The organism is Streptomyces mayteni (genome assembly GCF_054783955.1).
Map to the genome: position 1 here is coordinate 1 of NZ_BAAGPR010000118.1, position 24,023 is coordinate 24,023.

At 73.9% G+C, this 24,023-nt stretch carries 19 protein-coding genes and 3 pseudogenes; 9 read left to right on the forward strand and 13 right to left on the reverse strand.

The window, feature by feature from the left end:
• Positions 1-252: 252 nt before the first annotated feature.
• The 5 genes and pseudogenes from ACYVPE_RS33540 to ACYVPE_RS33560 form a co-directional block, all read left to right on the forward strand.
• Positions 253-417 (forward strand): annotated as a pseudogene (locus ACYVPE_RS33540) (nucleotide-binding domain containing protein); the annotation flags it as partial.
• A 381-nt stretch (positions 418-798) separates the two neighbouring features.
• Positions 799-1,881, forward strand: coding sequence for a 4-hydroxythreonine-4-phosphate dehydrogenase PdxA (gene pdxA / locus ACYVPE_RS33545; RefSeq protein WP_461037587.1), 1,083 nt, complete (start codon positions 799-801; stop codon positions 1,879-1,881).
• A gap of 11 nt (positions 1,882-1,892) precedes the next feature.
• A complete protein-coding gene (locus tag ACYVPE_RS33550; RefSeq protein WP_461037571.1) occupies positions 1,893-2,672 on the forward strand; it encodes a DeoR/GlpR family DNA-binding transcription regulator in 780 nt (259 codons plus the stop codon).
• Positions 2,673-2,727: 55 nt separating this feature from the next.
• Positions 2,728-3,534 (forward strand): MerR family transcriptional regulator, encoded by an 807-nt coding sequence (locus tag ACYVPE_RS33555; RefSeq protein WP_461037572.1) that lies wholly within the window; start codon positions 2,728-2,730, stop codon positions 3,532-3,534.
• Positions 3,531-4,532 carry a BtrH N-terminal domain-containing protein gene (locus ACYVPE_RS33560; protein ID WP_461037573.1) on the forward strand — a complete coding sequence of 334 codons (1,002 nt, stop codon included), beginning with the start codon at positions 3,531-3,533 and terminating at the stop codon, positions 4,530-4,532. The genes ACYVPE_RS33555 and ACYVPE_RS33560 overlap by 4 nt, the downstream gene beginning before the upstream one ends.
• A 15-nt stretch (positions 4,533-4,547) precedes the next feature.
• Here the strand turns inward: ACYVPE_RS33560 and ACYVPE_RS33565 are convergent, their stop codons facing one another.
• The 4 genes and pseudogenes from ACYVPE_RS33565 to ACYVPE_RS33580 form a co-directional block, all read right to left on the reverse strand.
• Positions 4,548-5,396 carry a pentapeptide repeat-containing protein gene (locus ACYVPE_RS33565; RefSeq protein WP_461037588.1) on the reverse strand — a complete coding sequence of 283 codons (849 nt, stop codon included), beginning with the start codon at positions 5,394-5,396 and terminating at the stop codon, positions 4,548-4,550.
• Between the two features lie 97 nt (positions 5,397-5,493).
• Positions 5,494-7,737 (reverse strand): protein kinase domain-containing protein, encoded by a 2,244-nt coding sequence (locus tag ACYVPE_RS33570; protein ID WP_461037574.1) that lies wholly within the window; start codon positions 7,735-7,737, stop codon positions 5,494-5,496.
• An 81-nt stretch (positions 7,738-7,818) separates the two neighbouring features.
• Positions 7,819-8,571, reverse strand: coding sequence for an alpha/beta hydrolase (locus ACYVPE_RS33575; protein ID WP_461037575.1), 753 nt, complete (start codon positions 8,569-8,571; stop codon positions 7,819-7,821).
• Positions 8,572-8,605: 34 nt separating this feature from the next.
• Positions 8,606-9,480 (reverse strand): annotated as a pseudogene (locus ACYVPE_RS33580) (helix-turn-helix transcriptional regulator).
• Positions 9,481-9,641: 161 nt separating this feature from the next.
• Here ACYVPE_RS33580 and ACYVPE_RS33585 point away from each other — a divergent pair.
• Entirely contained in the window at positions 9,642-10,436 is a 795-nt protein-coding gene (locus ACYVPE_RS33585) for an SDR family oxidoreductase (RefSeq protein ID WP_461037576.1), read from the forward strand.
• Positions 10,437-10,662: 226 nt separating this feature from the next.
• Positions 10,663-11,427 carry a GNAT family N-acetyltransferase gene (locus ACYVPE_RS33590; RefSeq protein ID WP_461037589.1) on the forward strand — a complete coding sequence of 255 codons (765 nt, stop codon included), beginning with the start codon at positions 10,663-10,665 and terminating at the stop codon, positions 11,425-11,427.
• Here the strand turns inward: ACYVPE_RS33590 and ACYVPE_RS33595 are convergent.
• A complete protein-coding gene (locus ACYVPE_RS33595) occupies positions 11,417-12,490 on the reverse strand; it encodes a LacI family DNA-binding transcriptional regulator (protein WP_461037577.1) in 1,074 nt (357 codons plus the stop codon). The two genes, ACYVPE_RS33590 and ACYVPE_RS33595, sit on opposite strands and share 11 nt — an antisense overlap.
• A gap of 258 nt (positions 12,491-12,748) precedes the next feature.
• Here ACYVPE_RS33595 and ACYVPE_RS33600 point away from each other — a divergent pair, with 258 nt between their 5' ends.
• Positions 12,749-14,770: a glycoside hydrolase family 127 protein gene (locus tag ACYVPE_RS33600; protein ID WP_461037578.1), complete on the forward strand. Its 2,022-nt coding sequence runs from the start codon at positions 12,749-12,751 to the stop codon at positions 14,768-14,770.
• 58 nt (positions 14,771-14,828) lie between these two features.
• Here the strand turns inward: ACYVPE_RS33600 and ACYVPE_RS33605 are convergent, their stop codons facing one another.
• The 5 genes from ACYVPE_RS33605 to ACYVPE_RS33625 form a co-directional block, all read right to left on the reverse strand.
• The gene (locus ACYVPE_RS33605; protein ID WP_461037579.1) at positions 14,829-15,602 is read right to left on the reverse strand and encodes an enoyl-CoA hydratase; all 774 of its coding nucleotides are present in this window, start codon (positions 15,600-15,602) and stop codon (positions 14,829-14,831) included.
• Between the two features lie 26 nt (positions 15,603-15,628).
• A complete protein-coding gene (locus ACYVPE_RS33610; RefSeq protein ID WP_461037580.1) occupies positions 15,629-16,924 on the reverse strand; it encodes a ferredoxin reductase domain-containing protein in 1,296 nt (431 codons plus the stop codon).
• Complete coding sequence (locus tag ACYVPE_RS33615; RefSeq protein ID WP_461037581.1) at positions 16,921-18,537, reverse strand: amino acid adenylation domain-containing protein; 1,617 nt, start codon at positions 18,535-18,537, stop codon at positions 16,921-16,923. Before ACYVPE_RS33615 ends, ACYVPE_RS33610 begins: the two co-directional genes overlap by 4 nt.
• Positions 18,538-18,728: 191 nt before the next feature.
• Positions 18,729-20,177 carry an amino acid permease gene (locus tag ACYVPE_RS33620; protein WP_461037582.1) on the reverse strand — a complete coding sequence of 483 codons (1,449 nt, stop codon included), beginning with the start codon at positions 20,175-20,177 and terminating at the stop codon, positions 18,729-18,731.
• Between the two features lie 215 nt (positions 20,178-20,392).
• Positions 20,393-21,556: a cation diffusion facilitator family transporter gene (locus ACYVPE_RS33625; protein WP_461037583.1), complete on the reverse strand. Its 1,164-nt coding sequence runs from the start codon at positions 21,554-21,556 to the stop codon at positions 20,393-20,395.
• Positions 21,557-21,628: 72 nt separating this feature from the next.
• On the opposite strand from ACYVPE_RS33625, the gene ACYVPE_RS33630 reads away from it, so the two are divergent.
• The gene (locus ACYVPE_RS33630; protein ID WP_461037584.1) at positions 21,629-21,988 is read left to right on the forward strand and encodes an ArsR/SmtB family transcription factor; all 360 of its coding nucleotides are present in this window, start codon (positions 21,629-21,631) and stop codon (positions 21,986-21,988) included.
• A gap of 11 nt (positions 21,989-21,999) precedes the next feature.
• Here the strand turns inward: ACYVPE_RS33630 and ACYVPE_RS33635 are convergent, their stop codons facing one another.
• The 3 genes and pseudogenes from ACYVPE_RS33635 to ACYVPE_RS33645 all read right to left on the reverse strand — a co-directional run.
• Complete coding sequence (locus ACYVPE_RS33635) at positions 22,000-22,494, reverse strand: DUF5709 domain-containing protein (protein WP_461037585.1); 495 nt, start codon at positions 22,492-22,494, stop codon at positions 22,000-22,002.
• A gap of 22 nt (positions 22,495-22,516) precedes the next feature.
• Entirely contained in the window at positions 22,517-23,659 is a 1,143-nt protein-coding gene (locus tag ACYVPE_RS33640; RefSeq protein WP_461037586.1) for a glutathione-independent formaldehyde dehydrogenase, read from the reverse strand.
• Positions 23,660-23,707: 48 nt separating this feature from the next.
• Positions 23,708-24,023 (reverse strand): annotated as a pseudogene (locus tag ACYVPE_RS33645) (hypothetical protein); the annotation flags it as partial.

Consider the following 24,023-nt stretch of genomic DNA (forward strand, 5'->3'; position numbering starts at 1 on the left):
GTCGGCACCCCCGAGCCGGCGATCGCCGAGCAGTTCGCGCGGCTCGTCGCCGACGCCGCCGACCACCACCCGCGGCCGAGCGCCGCCCTCGCCGCGCGGGCCGCTGCGGAGCAGCCATCGCTCGCCGCCGACCACCACCCGCGGCCGAGCGTGGACCTCGCGGCGGAGCCGCCACGGCTCGCCGCCGGCCGGGTCACCGTCCTCAGCGTCGCGCCCACCGGCACCGCCGAACGACGCGCCGACCCCAGGGCCGTGGTCCGCGGTCTCGCCGCCCTCGCCGCCGCCACCCTGGCCCGCCACCCGGCGCCCGCCGACCTTGTGCTCACCGGCGGCGAGACCGCGCGTCGGGTCCTGGAGGCACTGGCCATCGCGGAACTCGAACCCCGGGGACAGATCCACCACGGAGCAGTGTTGTCGAGTGCCCGGGACGGGCGATCCATCGTCACCCGCCCGGGCAGCTTCGGCGGACACGAATCACTGCGCCAGATCGTGCGCGCGCTTCGCCCCGCCCGGACCACAGCGGAAGGTCCGTCCTTGGCCTCCTCTTCTCCTGTGACGGAGACGATTCCGCCCCTCGCGGAGCGGGCTTTCTGCTTCACCGCAGACTGCTCCCGGGACGAACCCAAGCCGGAGTCTTACATCCGCTCCACAGACTTCACATCCCGCCAGCCCGGCGGTAGGCCCCCGAGGCTTACACACCGCCCCGGCGACTCGTTCACTCTATCAGAGCATTCCGTGTCCAATCCGCCACGCTCCGCTTCGCGGCCGAAGCCGGGGGGCCCCACACAAGGAGTTTCGATGAGCTCGTCAACCACCCCCGTCGCCACCGCCGGCAACACCGGCGGCAACACCGGCGGCAACACCGGCGGCGACACCGAGCCGCTGCCGCTCATCGCCGTCACCATGGGCGACGGAGCCGGCATCGGGCCCGAGGTCATCGTCCCCGCGGTGCTGCACCCCGACACCCTCGCCCGCTGCCGCCCCGTCGTCATCGGCGACGCGAAGCGACTCCGGCAGGCCGCCGCGCTGCTCGGCCGCGAGGACGAGGTCGACCTGGTGCCCGTCACCTCGCCCGACGAGGCCGTGTTCACGCCCGGCCGGATCAACGTGATCGACCTCGACCTGCTCCCCGCCGACCTGCCCTTCGGCAAGCTCTCCCCGCTCGCCGGCGACGCCGCCTACCAGTACATCAGGACGGCCGCCGAACTCGCCCAGGCCGGCGCCGTCCAGGGCATCTGCACCGCCCCCCTCAACAAGGAGGCGCTGCACGCCGCTGGCCACGTCTACCCGGGCCACACCGAACTGCTCGCCAAGCTGACCGGCGTCCCCGAGGTGTCGATGATGCTGTCGACCCCGACCGTCAAGGTCATCCACGTCACCACCCACATCGGCCTGATCGACGCCGTCGCCCGCATCGAGCCCGGCCTGGTCGCCAGGACCGTGCGCCGCGGCCACGAGGCCATGGTGCGCGCCGGCGTCCCCGCGCCGGTGATCGGCGTCTGCGGCATCAACCCGCACGCCGGCGAGAACGGCCTCTTCGGCTACGGCGAGGAGGAGGAGAAGATCGTGCCGGCCCTGGAGGAGGTGCGCGCCGAGGGCATCGACGCGCGCGGCCCGCTCCCCGCCGACACCGCCTTCTTCCTGGCCGGCCGCGGCGACTACGACCTCATCGTGGCCATGTACCACGACCAGGGCCACGGCCCGGTCAAGGTGCTCGGCCTGGAGGCCGGCGTCAACCTGACCGTGGGGCTCCCCGTCATCCGCACCTCGGTCGACCACGGCACCGCCTTCGACATCGCCGGCACCGGCACCGCCGACGCCGGCTCCATGGTCGAGGCGTTGCGCCAGGCCGCCGAGATGGCCACCAGGCCCACCGGCTGACGGAGACGACGATGCCACCCCCCGGATCCCGCGTCCGCCGCGACGAGATCGTGCGCCTCGCCACCACCACGGGCCTGGCCAGCGTCACCGACCTCTCCCGCGACTTCGGAGTCTCGCCCTCCACCATCCGCCGCGACCTCGCCAGGCTCACCGCCGAGGGGCGGATGGCCCGCACCTACGGCGGCGCGATGGCCCTGGTCGCGCACCCCGAGGCGTCGCTGCGGCAGCGCACCGGCGAGGCGTTCGAGGCCAAGCGGGCCATCGCCCGCTGGGCCGCCGAGCAGATAGCCAGCGGCGAGACGATCCTGCTCGACGGCGGCACCACGGTCCGGGCGCTCGCCCACGAACTGCGCGACGCCACGACGCTGACCGTCGCCACCACCGGGCTGCCGGCCCTCGAGGAGCTGGCCGACGCGGACGGCGTCCGGGTCGAGTGCCTGGGCGGCACCCTCAGGCCGGTGAGCCAGAGCTTCGTCGGCCCCTTCACCGAGGCCGCCCTCGAACACCTCACGTTCGACCGGCTCTTCCTCGGCACCGACGGCGTCGCCGCCGGCTTCGGCATCTGCGAGGCCGACCTGCGGCAGACCCGGCTCAAGGAGCTGATGGCCAGACGCGCCAGGCGGGTGTACGTCCTCGCCCACGCCGCCAAGGTCGGCCGCCGGCCGTTCCACGCCTGGGCCAGGCTGCCGGGCGACTGGACCCTGGTCACGGACGTCACCGCAGACCCGGCGGCGGTCGCCGCGCTGCGCGCCGAGGGCGTCGACGTGGTGACCGTCGGCCTCCCGGCCTGACCGGCTCGGGACCGGGGTTGGACTCTCCCCCCGTGGGAGAGTCCACCATGACGGGGTGCACGACGAACTCCTCACCATCGGGCGCTTCGCCCGCCTGTGCCGGCTCAGCGTCAAGCAGCTGCGGCACTACGACGAGACCGGGCTGCTCGCGCCCGTCCACGTGGACGCCGCCACCGGCTACCGCTACTACGCGCCGGAACAGGCCCGCGACGCCCTGACCATCGCCCTGCTCCGTGAGATGGACCTCCCGCTGGCCGTGATCGCCAGGGCGCTGGCCGCCGAGCCCGCCCGCCGCGCTGAGATCCTGCGCGCCGAACGCGACCGGCTCGCCGAGCGGATCAGCCGGGACCAGGCACGGCTCGGGATGCTGGAGCGGCTGGCGGAGGGCGGCCTGCCCGGCTACGAGGTAACGGTGGGCAGCGAGCCGGAACGGCGACTGGCCGTCGTCCGGGCGGTCTGCGGCCCGGCGGAAGTCGGGGAGCACGTCGGCGCGTGCGTGAGCCGGCTGTTGCCCGCGCTCAGCGAGGCGGAAATCGCGTGGCAGCCGCCCCTGTGGGGGCTCTACCCGCTCGATCTGGACGAGCGGATGGAGATCGCCGTCGGAGCGGAGACGACGCACGGGGAAGCAACCCCCGGGCTGGAGTTCGAAACGCTGCCCGGCGGGCCCGTCGCCGAGACCACGCATATCGGGCCCTACACCCAACTGCCCCTGGCCTACAACGCGGTCCTCGCCACCCTCCACGAGCGCGGGCTGCGCCCACAGGGCCCCTTCCGTGAGGCCTATCTCGTCGGGCCGGCCGAGGCACCCCAGGAAGAACTGATGACCCGGCTGGTCATCCCCATCGAGGAGAGCGCCGCATGAGCACGAAGATCGACATCGACGCGCGCGGCATGGAGCACTGCGAGACGACGGCACTCGGGGTGCTGTTGCGACACGAGGGACTCGACCTGTCCGAGCCCATGCTCTTCGGCCTCGGCTCCGGTCTCGGCTTCATCTACTGGGACAGTAAGAACCTGGGCTTCCCCATCCTCGGCGGCCGGGTCAAGCCCTTCGCCCTCACAAGCAACCTGGCGACCAGACTCGGACTCGAACTCCAGGTCAGGGAGACCACCTCACCCCGCAGGGCATGGCAGAACGTGGCGGCCGCCGTCGACGCGGGCCGGCCCGTCGGACTTCAACTCGACAGCTACCACCTGGAGTACTTCCCCTCGAAGGCGCATTTCGGCGCCCATGTCGTCGCCATGTACGGCTACGACGACCACGACGCCCACCTGGTGGACACCGACCAACTGGGCGGAGCGGTGACCACCAGCCTCACCAGCCTTGCCCAGGCCAGGGCCGAGCGCGGCCCGATGACCGCCAGGCACCGGTCCTTCACCCTCGCCGTCCCGAAGCACGCGCCCGCCCCGCACGACCGGCTCGTCCCCGCCATCACCGCGTGCGCCGACGCCTTCCTCGCCCCGCCCATCGCCAACCTCGGCCACCGGGGCGTCGAGAAGGCCGCCAAGCTGGTCCCCAGCTGGCTCCAGCGCACCGACGACCCACGGCGGGACCTGTCGTGGGCCGCCCTCCTGATGGAGAAGGCCGGCACCGGCGGCGCCCTGTTCCGCAACCTCTACCGGGACTTCCTCGCCGAGTGCGCCCAACTGATCGACAGCGAGCACCTGCGCACCGGCCACCGGCTGTACGCCGAGGCCGCCACCGGGTGGACGGAGGTCGCCGAACTGGTCGCGGCGGCCGGCGAGTCGAGGGACGCGGCGTGCCTGGCGCGGGCCGGCGCCGTCCTCGGCGACCTCGCCCGTATCGAGCGGGACGCCATGCGGGCGCTCAGCCGCCTGGGCGGTGGGGCACCGGGCTGAGGAACGCGGCCCCGCTCAGCCCTGCGGGCCGCTCCAGTGCGACGGGCGACGCAGCCCCTCGGGGAGCCGGGTGGCCGCGTCGCCCCTGGCCGCGTTCACCTGCGCCTGGGTGAGGAACAGCGCCTCCCGCAGGTCCGCGCCGGCCAGCTCCGCGTTCCGCAGGTCGGCGCCCAGCAGATCGGCCGACCGCAGGTCGGCGCCGCTCAGTTCGGCCGCGATCAGCAGCGCCCCGCGCAGCGAGGCACCCCGCAGATCGGCGCCACGCAGCCGCGCCCCCGCCAGGTCGGCGCTCCGCCTGTCCGGTCGCCGGCCGGGCACCCCGGCCCGCACCGACTCGCTGACCCGGCCGAGCAGTTCGCCGACCTCGGCGCGCAGCGCCGGCACGTCCACCGCGGCCAGCTCCGACGGGCCGCCGCCGGCCAGCGCCTCGACCCGCTCGCTCGTCGCGCGCAGCTCGCGCGCCAGCTTCCGGGCCGCGGGCCTCGCCAGCGACTCGCCGAGGTACCACAGCAGTTCGTGCAGCTGCCGTACCACGCCGAAGGCCGCGAACATCGACGCCGCCGTCCCCGGCGCCGACCGCCAGTCGCGCCCGCCGAAGGTCTCCCGGGAGACCCGCTGCCCCGCGCCGAAGCAGTCGAAGACCGTGCAGCCGGTGAAGCCGCGCTCCCGCAGGCCGGCGTGGATGCCGCAACGGAAGTCGGCGTCCAGGTTGGCGCAGGCGGTGCCGGCCGGCTTGCTGACGGCGAAGTCCGCCGAGACGGTGAACGGCAGCGCCACGCAGCACAGCCCGAAGCAGCTTGCACAGTCCGCCCGCAACGCGGCCCGGCCGATGGTGGCCGTCGACTCCTCCGACACGCTGGTGATCCCCTGAGGCTCCGAGACTCCTGCGCCGCGTGAGCACCTCACGCGGCCCGACGCCTCCATGGTCCCAGAGACCGACGCGGGCCCCGGCGGCGGCCGGTCACGGGCGCAGGGCCCACACCGTGCCCGTGTTGTCGACGACCACGACCGGATCGCCCTCGCCGCGGGACGCCGGGTCGCCGACGTGCACGCTGTCGAACTCCCCGCTCCAGATCTCGCCGCCGTCGTCGGCACCCAGGATCCGCACCCGCGTCCAGCGCCGGAACAACCGGGTCCCCCGGGTGCGGTAGAGCAGCGCGTACGGGCCGCTGACCCGCACCGCACCGGTGTCCCCTGCCTCGTCGCGCCACCGCTCGGCGCCGTCGTCGGCGGCCAGGCACACCGTCCCCTCCCGCGTGGACAGGACGAACCCGTCCGCCACGCTCGCCGCCTCGCCGTCCGAGGGGCCGGCGCCGTCGTGGGTCCACTTCGGCTCGCCCGTGAGCGCGTCGAGGGCGGTCGCGCTCCGGCGGTCGCCCACGGGCGACGGGAGGAACACGGTGGTGCCCGAGACCAGCGACCCCAGGGGCGGAAAGGCCCCGACGACCGACTCGGGCTCGCTCTCCTGGAACGGGCTCCGCCACACCACGTCGCCCGTGCGTGTCTCGCGGAAGACCAGGTCGACGGCGGCCGTCTCACCGGCCTCGTAGCAGAGGAGGCCCTCGCCGAGCACGAGTCCCCCGTCGCCCATGGGGGAGAAGTCCTCGCGCTCCCACAACTCCTCGCCCGTCTCGCCGTGCACCGCCTTCCCCCAGTCGCTCAGCACCAGATCACCGGCCAGCAGGAACGCCGATCCGTAGGGGGACGACACGTCGACCGCCCACCGGAGGTCGCCGGTGCGCGGGTCGGTTCCGCTCACCATCCCGTCCTCCTCCGTGATGAGCAGGCCGCTCGGCCGGCTCACGTCCAGCCTCGTGGTGTTGATCTCGACCTGCCGCCGCAGCAGGGGCTCGCCGGTGGCCGCGTCGAAGACGTGCACCGCGTAGCCGACCTCGTCGGGGCCCCTGGACAGGGTGAGCACGGTGCCGTCGACCACCGCGAAGCGCGGTTCCCCGGCCCAGGCCGCGTCGAGGGGAGCGCTCCACAGGGGCTCGCCGCCGGCCTGGTCGAGGGTGTGGAGCACGGCGGTCTCCTTCCAGCCGTGGCCGCCGGCCACATGGCAGCGCCCGTCGGCCAGGACGACGTCGGGACCGCCCGTGTTCAACAGGTCGACGTCGCCGATGTTCCGCGACCAGGCGACCGGGCCCTTCCCTGGGTCGCCGGTCACGTACAGCGCCGCCGAGCCGCCGGCGACGGCGAGCGTGGCGATTCCCGCGCCACCCAGCAGCAGGCCGCGTCGGGTCGGGCCCGACCGGGTGGGCGCCGCGGTGACGGTCGCGGCCGCCGTCGGGCTGACCGCCGCGGTGACCGTAGGGGCCGGCGTCGGCGCGGTCGGCGCCCGGTGTGACGCCCGCTGCGGCGCCGAGGCGTCGAGGTGGCGCAGCTCGTCGGCGAGGGCCGCGGCCGACGCGTACCGTTCGCCCGGGTCCTTCGCCAGCAGCCTGAGCACCACCCGGTCCCACGCGGGGGAGACACCGGGCGCCACCCCGCTCGGCGCCGGGGGCGCGTCGTGCAGGTGCGCGGTGAGGAACCCCACGGTGTCCGGGGCGGTGAACGGCAGCCGGCCGGTGAGCAGTTCGAACAGCAGACAGCCGAGCGCGTACAGGTCGCTGCGCTGCTCCGGATGCCCGCGCGCCTGCTCGGGCGCCATGGAGGAGGCCGTGCCCACCAGGAACCCGGTGTGGGTCAACCGGTCCCCGGTGGCCGACGGGTCGGCGGCGCGGGCGATGCCGAAGTCGAGGACCTTCACGGCGCCCGGGGTGGTGACGAACACGTTCGCCGGCTTGATGTCGCGGTGCAGGATGCCGGCGCCGTGCGCCTCGGCGAGCGCGTCGCAGACCCCCGCGCCCCAGCGCGCGACGTCCGGCCCGTCGACCGGGCCGTCACGGACGACGGCGTCGAGGCCACGGCCCCGCAGCAGCTCCATCACCAGGAACGGCGTGGTGCCCTCGTCGGTCGTGGCCTCGCCGAGGTCGTGGACGGTGACGATGTTCGGATGCTGGAGGGCGGCCGTGATCCGCGCCTCGCGCAGGAACCGGGCGCGCGCCTCCTCGGCCCGGCTTCCGCCGCCCGCGAGGACCGAGACCACCTTGACCGCGACCGGCCGCCGCAGGCTCTCGTCACGCGCCTCCCAGACCTCCCCCATCCCGCCCCGCCCGAGCGGTCGCACCAGCCGGTAACGGTCGGCGAGTATGTGCTCTTCCACGGTCCCAAGCCCCCGGTGCCGCGCACGATTTCGGTCAGCTGGCGCATCGTAGCCCAGGGGAGGCGGCGGGGAGCCGCCTCGTCACCGCTCCCCGGGAACGTCCCCGAGCCAGCCGTGCGAGCGGAACCAGGCGGCGCACCACTCCGTCCAGCGGGACAGCTCCGGCTGCTCGGGGGCGAGGCCGACGCCGTGCCGGCCGTGCGGCAGGACGTGCAGTTCGACCGGCACCCCGGCCGCGGCGAGCGCCTCGGTGTAGCGCAGCGAGTGCGCCACGTCGACCGCCGGGTCGTCCGCGGTGTGCCACAGGAAGACCGGGGGCGTGTCCGGGGTCACCGTCAGCTCCCGGGAGGCGGCGCGGCGTTCGGCGGGGGACGCGGCCGGGCCCAACAGCGCCGCCAGGGAGCCGACATGGGGCAGGTGGCTGAAGGAGATCACCGGGTAGCAGAGCACGGCGAGTGCCGGCCGCTCGGCCGGCGTGCCGGCCGGGTCGCCCGCCAGCGAGGCGGCCAGGTGGCCGCCGGCCGAGAAGCCGAGCACCGCCACCCGGTCCGGGTCGATGCCGAGCGCGGGCGCCTCGGCCCGGATGGCGCGCAGCGCGGCCCGCCCGTCCTCCAGCGCTGCCGGGTACCGGTGCGGCGCGACGCGGTAGCGCAGCACGAACGCGGCAAGACCGAGGCCGTTCAGCCAGCGGGCCACGGGTTCCCCCTCGTGCTCGCCGTGGTGCTCGTACCCGCCGCCCGGCAGCACCAGCACGGCCGGCACCCGCTCGCCGGCCCACGCGGGGGCGGGAAAGGCGGTGAGACGGCCGTCGAGGCCGGGGTCGCTCGCGTTCATGTGTCCTCTGTCGTCTGTCGTCTCGTGGGGACCGCTACGGGGTGACCGTCATGTCCTGGGTGCCGATGACGGAGAGCAACTCAAGCTGCGCCGCGCCCTCGGTGCCCGGGGCGGCCGTGAACCAGAGCAGCCGTTGGCGGCCGTCCTCGCTCGACACCCGGTGGCAGTCCAGTTCGATGACGCCCAGCTCCGAGTGGACGACCCGCTTGTGGTCGGTGCGGCGCAGCGCCACGTCGCCCGTCTCCCAGAGGGCGGCGAACTCCGGGCTGCGGCGGCGCAGTGTGCCGACGAGACGGGTGACCTCGGCGTCGTCGCCGCGCCTGGCGGCGACCGCGCGCAGGTCGGCGGCGAAGACCCGGGAGTGGTGCGGGTGGTCCGTTGGGGGCACCTCCCAGCGTTAGCTGGGGGAAGGTGGAGCGCGCGGACCGCGGGGTCGGTGAACCAGCGGAAGACGAACGACGCCGCCTGGCCGCGCCCGGCGAGCGGCGGGCCGAGCAGCGCCTCCGCGAGGGGGTTCTGGGCCAGCGTCTGGTGCAGGTCGGTGATGATCCTGGCCGGCGTCGTGTCGAGCCGGTCGAGCAGCCCGAGCAGCGCCGGCTGGGCGTGCGCGGACGCGCCGTGCGCCGCCGGCGGGAGCGGGCGGTCGGCGAGGTGGAACAGGTGGTCGCGCTCGTCGCCGTCCAGCCGCAGCGCCCTGGCCAGGGCGGCCAGCACCTGGGCCGAGGGTTGGGCGCCGCGCCCGCGCTCCAGCTCGGTGTAGTAGTCGGCGGAGAGCCCGGCGAGCTGGGCGACCTCCTCGCGGCGCAGCCCTGGCACCCGGCGGCGGGGGCCGGTGGGCAGGCCGACGTCCGACGGGCGGACGCGGTCGCGCCGGGACCTCAGGTACGCGGCGAGCTCCGAATGGTTCACGCCCCCATGGTCCCTCCCCGCGCCGGGCCGATCCAGGGGTCGCCGACCCCAGGGTGCCCGCAGCCGTGGCTGACCGGGGCGGGCTGGGCCAGGCTGGGACCCGAGCAGGGCGCCGCGGCTTCCGACGCTGCGCCGGTACGACGAGCGTTCACAGGAGACCCATGTCCCCGCAGGAAGCACCACGGCAGGCGTTGCGGCAAGCACCGTCCGAGCACGGCCACGCCGACCGGACCCGCGTCGCGATCGTCACCGGCGGCTCGCGCGGCATCGGCCGCGCCACGGTGAGCCGGCTGGCCGGCGCCGGGTACGACGTCGTCGTCGGCTACGCGGGCAACCGCGACCAGGCCGAGGCCGCCGTGGCGGAGGCCGTCGCCGCCGGCGGCCGCGCGGTCGCCGTCCGGGCCGACGTCGCCGACGAGCGGCAGGTGGCCGACCTCTTCACGACCGCGGAATCGGAGTTCGGCGGCGTCGACGTGGTGGTGCACGCGGCCGGCCGGATGGTCCTGGCCACCATCGCCGAGATCGACCTGGCTGACCTCGACGCGCTGCACCGCACCAACATCCGCGGCACCTTCGTCGTCGCCCAGCAGGCGGCGAACCACGTCCGCCCCGGCGGGTCGATCGTCACGTTCTCCACGTCGCAGGTCGGCCTCGCCTTCCCGAGGTACGGCGCCTACATCGCGAGCAAGGCCGCGGTCGAGGGGATGACGATGGTCCTCGCCCGTGAGCTGCGCGGCCGGGACGTCAACGTCAACGCGGTGGCCCCAGGCGCCACCGCCACCGACATGTTCCTCGACGGCAAGGACCAGGAGACCATCGACCGGCTGGCGAACATGGCGCCCCTGGAACGCCTCGGCACCCCGGCCGACATCGCGGAGGCCGTCGCCTTCCTGGCCTCGCCGGCCGGCCACTGGGTCAACGGCCAGGTCCTGCGCGCCAACGGCGGAATCGTCTGACCCCCGATCAGCGAAGGAGGGAGATCACGATGCCCTTCGCCGACTTCAAGGTGCCGGCCGGAAGCCTCGACGCGAGGCAGAAGGAGACGATCGTGGCCCGCGCCACCACCCTGGTCCTGGTCGAGGAGGTCACCGACGCCGGCTGACCCGTGAACCACCCGCGCGGCGCGCGGCCGACGTGGTCTGATGGACGGCGATGAACGAGACCGAGGGGCCGGCGGCCCGCATGGAGCGGAACCTGGCCGAGCACGCCTGTCACCTGCACCGGCGCCTCGCGGGCGCGACCGTCGCCGAGTCGGCGGAGCTGGTGGTCGCCGACAGCGGCCTGCCGGACGACACCTTCAACATCGTCGCCGCCGCCCGCCTCGCGCCCGACGCGGCCGACGGGCGGGTCACCGAGACGCTGCGGACGCTGGCCGCCACCGGCCGTCCCTTCTCGTGGTGGGTGGGGCCCGCCTCCGAGCCCGCCGATCTCGGCGCCCGGCTCGCCGCCGCCGGCCTGTCGCCATCGGAGACCGAGACCGGCATGTGGCGGGCGCTGCCGGCCGCCCCGCTGGTGCCAGCGGTCGCGGGGCTGGACATCCGACGCGTCACGACCCCGGGCCAACTCGCCCATCACGCCGCCGTGTTGGCGGCGAGCTGGGACCCGCCCTCCACCACCGTGCGCCGCTTCTACGCGGCGGCGGCCGAGTGGGCGCTCGCCCCCGACTGCCCGGCGCGCTACCTGGTCGGGTACGTCGGCGGCCGCCCGGTCTGCTCGGCCGAGGTCTTCCGGCACGCGGGCGTCGCCGGGATCTACAACATCGCGACCCTGGCCGGTGACCGCCGCCGCGGCTACGGCGGCGCCGTCACGGCGGCGGCGCTGCGGGTGGCGTACGAGGAGGGCGCGCGGACCGCGGTCCTCCAGGCGTCTGCGGAGGGTGAACCCGTCTACCGCCGCCTCGGCTTCCTGGCGGCCGGCCGGTTCACCGAGTACGCGATCACCCCCTGACCGGAGGCCGGTCCCGCCCCTCGCCGCCCGCGGTGACGCCCGTGGAATCGCGGATCACCAGGCGGCACGGCAGCCGTTCCACGCCGCGCGCCGGCTGGCCCTCGATCGCCGACATCAGCCGGAGCGCCGCCGTCCGCCCCAGCTCGGTGAGGTTCATGTCGACGGTGGTGAGCGGCGGCCTCGACGCCTCGGCCATGACCTTCCAGTTGTCGTAGCCGACGAGCGCCACCTCGGAGGGCACCCGGCGCCCGGCCTCCCGCAGCGCGTCCGCCGCGCCGCGGGCGATCTGGTCGCTGCCGCAGAACAGCGCGTCCACGTCGGGGTCGGCGCGCAGCGCGATCAGCGCCGCCTGCCGGCCCCACGCCTCGCTCCACTCGCCGAAGTAGACGCGCCCGCCGGAGAGTTCGGCGCCGGCCTCGCGCAGCGCCAGCGTCGTGTGCTCGGCGCGCTCGGCCGCCGCCGAGTGGTGGGCCGGGCCGGTGAGGTGGGCGATCCGGCGGCGCCCTGTGGCCAGCAGGTGGTCGACGACGAGCCGGGCGCCGCCCGCGTCGTCCGGCACCAGCGACACGTCCGCCGGGTCGGTCGAGGGGCCGAGCGCGTAGACCACGGGCACCGGCGCCGGCAGCACGATCGGCGGACGCGGGTCGGTGCGCCGGCCGGTGACGATCAGGCCGTCGATCCGGCGCTCCAACAGGGTGCGCACATAGTGCTGTTCGCGGATCCGGTCGCCCCTGGTGTCGCACAGGAACACCGACATCCGGCCGGCGCCCAGCGCGTCCTCGGCGCCGAGCAGCACCGGCAGGCTGAACCGGCCCACGCTGTCGGTGGTGATCAGCCCCACGGTGAAGCTGCGCCCGGAGAGCAGGCCCTGCGCCATCGCGTTGGGCCGGAAGTCGAGCTTGCGGGCGGCGTCGAGCACCCGCTCCCTGGTCTCGGGACGCAGCCGGCCGCGCCCGTTCAGCGCCTTGGAGGCGGTGCCAGGGGAGACCCCGGCGAGCGCGGCGACGTCGCTGATGGTGGCCGCCCGTGCCCCGGCCTCTCCGCGTGGTGGCGTCACGGTCATGGGAAACCCTTTGCCCTTCTCGGTCCGGCCGACACGAGGGGGTCGGTCCACCCCCCGAGCCGGTCATGATGCCATGCCTTCGTCCCCGGGAACAGGGGTGGAGCCTGGCGGAATTCGCACTGCCCCGAGGTCTTGACCACCCACTCCCACGCTCCTAGCGTCTACGGCTGGGAAAAGGGTTTCCCAGCGCCTCACCGGCGTGCGGCCGACCCGCAAGCTCCACTGACGACAGTTCCCACCCCGTAAACGGAGTCACGCATGACAGCCGTCCCGTCCGCCCACACCCCAGCCCCCCGAGCCGGAGGACCGGCCCGCCCAGGACCGGCCGCGCACGCGGTGCTGTCCGCCACCGCGCGGGCCACCGTGACCGCCGGCTTCTGGGCCGAACGCCGCCGGGTCAACGCGGAGGTGAGTATCCCGCAGGGGCCAGAACGCCTCGCCGAGGCCGGCAACCTGGAGAACTTCAGGCTGGCCGCCGCGCGGGCCACCGAAGGCTTCCAGGGCGGCTACCCGTTCCAGGACACGGACCTCCACAAGTGGCTGGAGGCCGCCGCCTGGCAGCTCGGCGACCCCGGCACCGACGCCGACAGCCGGGACGAACTCGCCAAGCACGTCAGCGAGTTCGCCGAGCTGCTGGCCGGCGCCCAGGAGGACTCCGGCTACCTCAACACCTACTACCAGGTGGCCAAGCCCGAGGTGCCGCACTTCAGCGAGCTGCGCTGGGGCCACGAGCTGTACACCGCGGGCCACCTCATCCAGGCCGCGGTCGCCCACCACCGCACCACCGGGCGGAGTGAACTCCTCGACGTCGCGGTCCGGTTGGCCGACCACATCGACGAGAGCTTCGGCCCCGAGGGCTCAGGACGGCCGCACGACAGCATCGACGGCCACCCCGAGATCGAGACCGCCCTGGTCGAACTCGCCCGCGAGACCGGCGAGTCCCGCTACACCGAGCTGGCCGGCTACTTCGTCGACCGGCACGGCGGCGCCCTGACCCACCACACTCAGCAGGGCCACGGCCGCCCCGGCTACTTCCAGGACCACCTCCCGGTGCGCGAGGCCACGGCCGTCACCGGCCACGCCGTCCGCCAGCTCTACCTGCTGGCCGGCGCCGCCGACGTCGCCACCGAGACCGGCGAGCCCGAACTGCGCGCGGCCGTCGAACGGTTGTGGGACGAGATGGTCGCCCGCCAGACCTACCTCACCGGCGGCGTCGGCGCACACCACTCCGACGAGGGCTTCGGCCACCCCTACGAGCTGCCGGCCGACCGCTCCTACTGCGAGACCTGCGCCGCCATCGCCTCCGTCCAGTTCAGCTGGCGGCTCGCCCTGCTCTCCGGCGAGGCCAGGTACTCCGACCTGATCGAACGCACCCTCTACAACGGCGTGTTGTGCGGCGTCTCGCTCTCCGGCGACCGCTACCTCTACGACAACCCGCTGCACGTCCGCGACGGCTACGCCGACCAGGAGGGCGAGACGCCCCGCCGGGTGCCGTGGTTCAGGTGCGCCTGCTGCCCGCCCAACCTGATGCGGCTGCTTGCCTCGCTGCCCCACTACCTCGCCACCGCCTCCGCCGACGGCGGCGAGCTCCAGGTGCACCAGTACGCCACCGGCACCGTCGCCGCCCCGCTGGCCGGCGGCGAGGCCGCGCTGCGCGTCGAGACCGACTACCCGCGGGACGGCCGGATCGCCCTCACGGTGACCGCCACGGGACAGGACCCCTGGGCCCTGGCGCTGCGCGTCCCGCACTGGTCGGCCGACTCCTGGTCCGTCACCGTGAACGGCGCGGCGCCGCCGGCCGACGAGGTCGCCTTCGCGGACGGCTGGCTGCGGCTGACCCGGGCCTGGGCCGAGGGCGACACCGTCCTCCTCGACCTCGACCTCGCCCCCAGGTTCACCCTGGCCGACCCCCGGGTGGACGCCGTCCGCGGCTGCGCCGCCATCGAGCGCGGCCCGCTCGTGTACTGCGTCGAGGGTGTCGACCAGCCCCGGCTCGGGCCCGGCGAGGGCCTCGACGACCTGGTCGTCGACCTGACCGCGGAGCTCGGGACCGTGGATCGGCCCGAACTCCTCGGCGGCGTCACCGCGGTGACCGCCACCGCGCGCCGCCGCCCGCGCCCGGACGCCACCGAGGCCGCCCCCTGGTGGCCCTACCGGCCGGCCATCGCCGGCACCCCAGGACCGGCGGGCGAACCGCTCACCCTCACCGCCGTGCCCTACTACGCCTGGGCCAACCGCGAGAACTGCGCCATGCGCGTCTGGCTGCCCACCGGCGAGTAGCCGGCGACCAGTCGTCGGGAACCGGCCGGGCGCGACCGCGCCCGGCCGGTCCCGCCGCTCAGCGTCCGGTGAACTCGGGCGGGCGCTTGTCGAGGAAGGCCCGCATCCCCTCCTTCTGGTCCTCGGTGGCGAACAGCGCGTGGAACACCCGGCGTTCGTAGCGGACGCCCTCGGCCAGGCCGAGTTCGAGCGACCGGTCGACGGCCTCCCTGGCCGCCAGCACCGCCGGCTTGCTGTAGGAGGCGATGGTGCGCGCCACCGCCAGCGCCTCGTCGAGCAGCCGGTCGGCCGGCACCACCCGGGCGACCAGTCCTGACCGCTCGGCCTCGGCGGCGTCCATGGTGCGGCCGGTGAGGATCAGGTCCATCGCCTTGGCCTTGCCGACCAGCCGGGTCAGCCGCTGGGTGCCGCCGATGCCGGGGATCACGCCGAGCCTGATCTCCGGCTGGCCGAACACCGCGGTCTCCGCGGCGATCACCGTGTCGCACATCATGGCCAACTCGCAGCCGCCGCCCAGCGCGTAGCCGGCCACCGCCGCCACCTTGGGGGTGCGCAGCGCGGTGAGCCGTTCCCAGCCGGCGAAGTAGTCCTCGGCGAACATCTCGCTCGCCGTCCGGTCGGCCATCTCCCGGATGTCGGCGCCGGCCGCGAAGGCCCGCTCCGAGCCGGTGAGCAGGAAGCAGCCGACCTCCGGATCGTCGTCCAACGAGGCGAGCAGGGCCGTGAGTTCGGTCATCAGCGCGCTGTTGAGCGCGTTGTGGACCGCCGGCCGGTGCAGGCGGACGGTGACGACGCGCCCGTCCCGCTCCACCTTCACGTGGTTGAGCTGCATGGGTTTCCTCCGGTGGGGGAGTGCGGTCAGGAGTCCCAGATCGCGCCGTAGGCCGGGATGCCACGTCGTTCCAGGCCGTGCACGACGCGCCAGGTCAGCTTCTTGTTGGAGATGCAGATGACCGCCTCGGCGCCGAAGTCGCGGTAGGCCGCGTAGGCGAGCGCGACCATGTCCGGCTTGCCGTGCTCGGTGGTGTCCCAGATCCGGGCGTCCGGCTGGACGGCCAGGATCTCGTCGACCAGCGCGTCGCCGTAGGTCACCCGGGGTGTGCGGGTGGCCCAGACCAGCAGCGAGGGCACCTGCTCGGCCAGCAGGTGTGGCAGACAGGGCCCGATGCCGCTGCCGGTGGCCACGTACACGACCCGGGTGAAGAGCGTCTCGATGTTGGCCACGCCCGCCGTGGTGATGCCCTTGACCCAGACGTGCGAGGGACGGTCGTCGATGAAGGCGCCCGTCCAGTCGCCGGCCCGGGAGATGGTCAGCCGGAACCCGGAGCTGCCCGGCGCCGGCACGTTGGCGAACGAGTGCCACTCCAGCAGCGGGCGGCGGCTGATCGTCGTCGACGAGCCGGCGAACGGGGTCACGCCGTGGTCGAAGTGTGCCAACACCACGTGGGACGACGGCCGTTCGAGGTCCACCGGCACCCGGCGCAGCCGCAGCCAGGGCAGCGCCACGCTGGCCGTGACCACCGCCAGCGCCCAGAACTCCGGCGCCGCGAACGGCGATCCGCCGCGCTCCCGCAGCACCAGCGCGGTCTGCGCCCAGAACAGCAGCAGCACGCCCCAGCCGCCGAACCGGTGGATCCGTTCGAAGCGGTCGTGGAAGCGGGAGCGGAACGGCGGCAGCGCGGTGGCCACCAGGCCCACGAGCAGCGCCCCGAGCACGATCGACACCGTCAGGGTGGCGGCCGGCGCCCCCTCGACGGCGAGCACCGGCAGCAGGACGAGGAACCAGGCGGTGCCGGCCGTGGTGCCGCCGACGTGCAGCCCGCCGAAGTGGTAGACCTTCGCCAGCGTCCAGCGGACCCGCAACGGCCAGCTGACCGGCGGCCGGGTGGCCAGCCGGAACAGCGCGTTGATGACGTACTGCTGGCGCACCAGCACCGCCAGCGTCAGGTTGGCCAGCGCGGCGTAGGAGATCGAGCGGGCCGAGACGCCGTCGCCGTCCGCCCATCCGGCGCCGAGCGCCACCAGGTTGACCGCCCAGACCAGCGCGATCAGCCGGTTGTAGTGCATCAGCGCGGGGTGCTTGAGGATCCGGCGCGGCCAGGGGAGGAGCGGCGGCAGCGTGACGGCCTCGGCGTCGCGCACCGGCGCCGTCACGACGCCGCCTCGTGCAACTCGGCGGGATGGGCGGCCGGATCGGCCAGCTGGCGGGCGAGCCGCAGCAGCGCCGCCTTGTCGATCTTGCCGCGGCTGGTTCGCGGCAGCGCGTCGAGCGCGTACACCGTCGCCGGCACGCAGTAGTAGGGCAGGGCGGCCGCCACCGCGTGCCGGGCCGCCGCCGGGGAGAGCCCGCCGGGCGAGACGAAGGAGACCAGGGTGCGGTCGTCGAGCCGCACCGTGGCGGCCCTGGCGCAGCCGGGTAAGGACTCGAGGATCGCGGAGACCGCGTCGAGCTCCACCCGGAAGCCGCGGATCTTTACCTGGTCGTCGGTCCTGCCCAGGTGTTCCAGCTCGCCGTCCGGGGTCCAGCGGCCCAGGTCCCGGGTGCGGAACATCAGCCGCCCGGCGCCGAGGAACGGGTCGGGCGCGTAACGCTCCGCGGTGAGGCCGGGGTTGTCGAGATAGCCGGCGGAGACGCCGGCGCCGCCGGCCCACATCTCGCCGACCTCGCCGATCGGGCAGGGCCGGCGCCGCTCGTCCAGCACGTAGACGGTGTTGTTGGGCGTCGGCCGGCCGATGGTGAGCCGGGCGGCCGCCGGGTGGTGCAGCTGCATCGTGTTGACGATGGTGGTCTCGGTCGGCCCGCAGCCGTTGTAGAAGGCGCCGACCCGGGCCCAGCGGTCGGCGAGTGGTCGGGGGCACGGCTCGCCGGCCACGGCCACGGTCCTGATCCGCGGACACCGGTCGGGGTCGATGGCGCTGAGCACCGTCGGGGTGGCGATGACGACGTGGCAGCCGCGCACGGCGGCGGCGATCTCCGGGCCCCTGACCACCAGGGTGGCGCCGTGGCTCAGGGCGCCCAGGATCTCCCAGGCGGCCATGTCGAAGGCGATGTTGAGGATCTGCGCCACCCGGTCGCCCGGCCGGATGCCGAGGTCGCCCGGCTGGGTGAGCAGCAGGTTGCACACGTTGCGGTGGGTGACCGTGACCCCGTTGGGTCGGCCCGTGGTGCCCGAGGTGAAGAGCACGTAGCAGCCGTCGTCGGCCGAGCCCGCAGGTCGGGGCGGGGTGTCGGGGCAGACGACGCCGACCATCACGGCGTCGACGGCGATCACCTCGAACGGCCCGCCGGCCCCCGGGTCGTCCGCCGGCATCAGGTCGAGGTACCGGGACTCGGTGAGCACCACCCGGGCCCGCGACGTCGCCCGGACGTGCGCCAGTTGGGCGGCCGGGGTGGTGCCGACGTCCTGCGGCACGTAGGCGGCGCCGGCCTTGAGGACGGCGAGCAGCCCGACGAGCATCGGGATGGAGCGGCGCAGGAAGAGACCGACCCGGTCGCCGGGACCGATGCCGCGCTCGGTGAGCAGCGCGGCCAACCGGTTGGCCTGCCGGTTCAGTTCGCCGTAGCTGATGGTCTCGCCCAGGTGCTCGGCGGCGACGGCGAGCGGCCGCGACGCCGCCTGTTCCTCGAACGCGTGGTGGATGTGGGAGTGCGGCACCGGCCGCAGCGGCCCCTGGCCGAAGGCCCTGAACAGCCCGCGGTCGGGCCCGCTCAGGCGGCGCAGTGGGTGGGACAACGCCCTGATTTCGGGCGTGGGTTGATGTTCCATGATGGGAATGCCTTCCTGGTGTCACAACGTGTCACAACCGGAAACGCACCGGCGGGAATCGCTTCCACGCCGTAGATCACTTGGATCCACCCAGCCCCATGGGTAGCCTCATGGCTCGCTCAGAACGGTCTCAGACTTTCGTCAAAATTGGAACAACGCGATCGGTGGTCCCAACCGCCCCCCGAGAGCGGTCAGTTCGCCGCCAGCTCCGGCCGGGCCGGCCCGGGCGGGCCCGGGGTCGTGAGGTGCTGGCCGCGGCGCATGGCGAACCAGCCGAGCAGCAGGCAGACCGCCCAGACCGCGCCCACGTAGAGCGAGATCCGGGCGTCCGGGTCGACACCCATCAGCACGCCGACCCCGAGCAGCGCGAACAGCGCCACGGCGCTCGCGACGCTGCCGCCCGGCGCCGGGAACGACGAGGCGGGCAGCCGGCCGGCGAGCACGCCGCGCCGGTAGCGGAGGTGGCTGACCAGGATCATCGACCAGGTCCACAGGCCGCAGGCGGTGGCCACCGAGGTGACGTAGCCGAACGCCTTCTCCGGCACGAGGTAGTTGAGCACCACGCCGATGCCCATCAGGGCGACCGAGACGGTGATCGCGAAGGCCGGCGACTGCCGCCCGTTGAGCCGGCCGAACCGGGCCGGCGCCTCGGAGTTGCCGGCGAGGTCGCGGAGCATCCGCCCGGTCGAGTACATGCCCGAGTTGCAGGACGAGAGGGCCGCGGTCAGGACCACGAAGTTGACCACGGCGGCGCCGAACGGGATCCCGATCTCGGCGAACGCCGCCACGAAGGGGCTGACCCCGGCGTCGAACTCGGTCCACCGCACCACGGCCAGGATCACCGTCAGCGAGCCGACGTAGAACAGCACGATCCGCCAGGGCAGCGAGTTGATCGCGCGGGGCAGCGAGCGCTCCGGGTCGGCGCTCTCGCCGGCCGTGACCCCGACCAGCTCGACGGCCACGTAGGCGAACATCACGCCCTGCAGGGTGAGCAGGCTGGAGCCGATCCCGTTGGGGAAGAAGCCGTCGTGCGACCAGAGGTTGCCGACGGTGGCGGTGTCGCCGGCCTGCGAGAACCCGAGGGTGAGCACCCCGACGCCGATGACGATCATGCCGATGATCGCCGTGACCTTGACCATCGAGAACCAGAACTCGATCTCGCCGAAGAGCCGCACCGAGACCAGGTTGGCCCCGAAGAGCAGCAGCAGGAAGACGAGGGCGCTCAGCCACTGGGGGACGGCCGGGAACCAGTAGTGGACGTAGATGGCCGCGGCCGTCAGCTCGGCCATTCCGGTGACGACCCACAGCAGCCAGTACGTCCAGCCGGTGGCGTAGCCGTAGAACGGGCCGAGGAACTCCCTGGCGTACTCGGCGAAGCTGCCGGCGACCGGCCGGTAGAGCAGCAGCTCGCCCAGCGCCCGCATGATGACGAAGATCACGCAGCCGGCCAGCGCGTACATCAGCACGAGGCTGGGGCCGGCCTTGGCGATGTTGGCGCCGGCGCCCATGAAGAGGCCGACGCCGATCGCGCCGCCGATGGCGATCATCTGCACCTGGCGGCCGCCGAGGCCCCGGTGGTAGCCCTCCTCGGGGGCCGCCGGCCGGGGCTCGGCACCCAGCGGATCCTCGCGTGTCGTCATGCGCGGCGTCTCTCTCCCGGTCGGCTCCCGCCCGTGCGTCCTGCCACGAGATGTGATGCTTCGCCAGAAAGCCTACTATCTGTCAGGGTTTCCGGCGTGTGTGTCACCCCGGGGTGGTCGACGCGCGGGAAGTGGAGCCGAACGGGTGAGAGCCCGGCGCGGAGGGCCGCGTGCGACCCCCCGCGTGGTGGTGCCGCGCCGTCACGCGCGGCCGCTTACTGCCCGTGGTGCGCCAGCGCGGCGTGCGGGTCGGCGGCGCCTGGGGACGGCGCGGGATCGGCGTGCACCAGGGCCGCGGTGAGCCGTGGGACGGCGTGCAGCAGCGCGTGCTCCGCGTCCACCGCCACCTGGTGCGCCTCGCGGACGCTCAGCTCGCCGCCCACCTCGACGGCCACCTCGGCCCGCAGCCGGTGGCCGATCCAGCGCAGCCGCAGCTCACCCACCCGGCCGACCCCAGGCACCTCGGCGAGCGCCCGTTCCGCGGTCTCGACCAGCGAGGGGTCGACGGCGTCCATGATCCGGCGGAACACCTCGCGCGCCGCGTCGCGCAGCACCAGCAGGATGGCGAGCGTGATCAGCAGCCCGACCACCGGGTCGGCCCACTGCCAGCCGATCGCCGCGCCGCCGGCGCTGAGCAGCACGGCGAGGGAGGTGAAGCCGTCGGTGCGGGCGTGCAGCCCGTCCGCGATCAGCGCGGCCGAGCCGATCTCCCGGCCCACCTTGATCCGGTAGCGGGCCACCCACTCGTTGCCGATGAAGCCGACCACGGCGGCGACGGCGACCACCGCGACGTGGTCCATGTCCCGGGGGTTGAGCAGCCGGTCGACGGCCGTCCAGGCGGCCACGGCGGCCGAGAAGGCGATGAAGAGCACGATCACGATGCCGGCCAGGTCCTCGGCCCGGCCGTAGCCGTAGGTGTAGCGGCGGTTCGCGGCCCGCCGGCCGAGCAGGAAGGCGATGCCCAGCGGCACCGCGGTCAGCGCGTCGGCGAAGTTGTGGATGGTGTCGCCGAGCAGCGCCACCGAGCCGGAGATGATGACGATGAAGACCTGGAAGACGGCCGTGATGCCGAGCACCACGAGCGAGATCCACAGCGCGCGCATGCCGCGGGCGGAGGACTCCATGGCGCCGTCGATCTTGTCCGCCGACTCGTGTGAGTGCGGCTTGACCAGGTGCGTCAGCTCGTGCCGCAGCCTGGTCAGCCGGCCGCCGCCGTGCGGGTGGTCGTGGTCGTGCCCGTGGTCGCCGTGGTCGTGCCCGTGGTGCTCGTCCTGCCCGTGGTCGTGCGGGTGGTCGTGCTCGTGGTGGTCGTGCCCGTGGTCGTGGTCGTGGGGGGTGACGGGATCGGGTCCGTGGTCATGTCTGTGTGGTGCGCTCACAACGACGCCTTTCGACGGCCGCCTGGTTCGGCGGAGTGGACACGGGGACGTGCCTTCTCTCATTATGTGCATATGAGCGCACGCATGCATCTATCAGATGCGCATGGTTCGCACCCGCGAGAGCCGGGCGCCGACCAGTTCGCCAGGGCGGCCGAGGTCCTGGCCCTGCTCGGGGACCGCACCAGGCTCGCCCTGCTGCACCAGCTGAGCGGGGGAGAAGCCGACGTCAGCACGCTGACGGCCGCCTGCGGCGCCTCCCGCACGGCGGTCAGCCAGCACCTCGCCAGGCTCCGGCTCGCCGGCCTCGTCCGGGCCAGAAAGGAGGGGCGGCGGGTGATCTACGCCCTGCACAACGGCCACCTCGCCCGGCTGGTCGACGAGGCGCTGAGCCACGCCGACCACGAGCTCTCGGGGCTGCCCCGCCACGACTGACTGGACGGGCGCTACGGGCGCTCGTCCGCCGGCGGTTCGGCGCCGAGCTCGGTCACGACGTGCACCGCCGCCTCCTCGGCCGAGGCGGCGCCGCCGTCGATGCCCATGTCCTGGGCCGACGGGCCGTCCCCGCCGCGCAGCGGATAGCGCTCGTCCGCCTTGACCAGCCGCCCGGCGCGGTCGTCGCCGACCTCGTCGTCGATCGGCTCGCCCGCCATGCCCGGCTGGTCGCCGATGCCGTCGCCGGCCTCCTCGGCGACCTCCGGGTTCTCCTCGTCGAGCCGCTGCGCGAGCGACTTGCGGTCGTGCTGCTCGCGGGCCGTGGTGCCGAACCTGCCGGCGGCGAGGGGCTTCTCGGGAGGCGAGTACCCCTGGTCGAGCGCCTCGTCCTGTTGCGGCTCGTCGAGCGCGTTGTCCAGGTCCACGTCGATCGGGTTGTCGTCGGCGTCGGCACGTGGCGGCTGGTAGACCTCGTCGCCCATCTCCTCGTCCGGCATGCTCGACATGTTCGCCTCCTCCCGGGGCAGTTCAGCCGTGCAGATCCGGCTTCAGCAGGACCTTGGTCCAGCCGTCCACCCGCTTGTCGAACCGGTCGTACGCCAGCGGGGCCTGATCGAGCGGCAGCCGGTGGGAGACCACGAAGCTCGGGGTCGCCCGGCCGGCGATGATCAGGTCACGCAGCTGCCGGTTGTACGCCTTGACGTTCGCCTGCCCGGTGGCCATCCGCAGGCCCTTCTCGAAGAAGCGACCCATCGAGAACAGCAACTCACCGTGCCTGGCGCTCTCGCTCGGACCGCCCGGGTCGGACGGCACGTAGAGTCCCACCACGCCCAGCATCCCGGTCGGCCGCACGGCCTCGACCAGGGTGTTGAGCACCATCGCCGGCTGCTCCTCACCCTCGCCCACCGTGGCCTGGTAGCCCACCGCGTCGATGCCCTTGTCGGTGCCCTCGCCGCCGGTCAGCTCCTTGATCCGCTCGGCCGCGTCCTGCCGCGTGTAGTCGATCGGCGTGGCGCCGATCTGTTCCGCCAGCCGCAGCCGGTCCTTCTGCCGGTCCACCACGAAGACCCGCGAGGCGCCGCGCAGCAGCGCCGAGTAGGCGGCCATCAGGCCGACGGGGCCGGCGCCGAAGACGCAGACCGAGTCGCCTGGGCTCACCTCGGCCAGCTCGGTGGCGTGGTAGCCGGTGGGGAAGATGTCGGCGAGCAGCGCGAAGTCGTCCTCGTGCTCGGTGCCCTTGGGCAGCTGGAGGCAGTTGAAGTCCGCGAACGGGACCCGCAGGTACTCGGCCTGGCCGCCGCGGTAGGGGCCCATCGAGACGTAGCCGTAGGCGCCGCCCGCGAAGCCCTTGTTGACCGTCAGGCAGAAGCCGGTCCTGCCGGCCTGGCAGTTCTTGCAGAAGCCGCAGGCCACGTTGAAGGGCAGCACCACGCGGTCGCCCTTCTTCACGGACGCCACGCCCGAGCCGACCTCCTCGACGATCCCCATGTTCTCGTGACCGAAGACGATGCCCGCCTCCGCTCCCGTTCTGCCCTCGTACATGTGCAGGTCGGAGCCGCAGATCGCGGAGGTCGTGATGCGGATGACCACATCGGTTGGCGACTCCACCCTGGCGTCCGCCACCTCGTCGACGGACACCGAGTAGGGCTCGTGGTAAACGACCGCCTTCATCAGCTACCTCCCCGGGCATGGGGTCCGATATAAGCACTTTGTTCTATTTTATGCGCCCGGGTTCGTGGTGGCGACCCCGTCCACCTCCCCGTCGCCCAGGAGCCCGCGCACGGCCGCCGCCTGCGCCGCCAGGCCCGCCCTGGCGGCCAGCCGGTCACGCTGCGGCAGCACCGTGTACTTCGGGTCGGCCGCCGAGGCCAGGCCGGCCCGGAAGATCCCGAACCTGGTGCACGCCCAGGCCGCGAGCAGCGCCGCCCCGCTCGACGGCGCCACCGTCCGGCTCCGCCCGCCGAGCAGCGCGGCGGCCGCCGCCCCCGCCATGCCGAGCCGGACGGCGGCGCCGAGCAGCAGGCCGGCCGCGGTG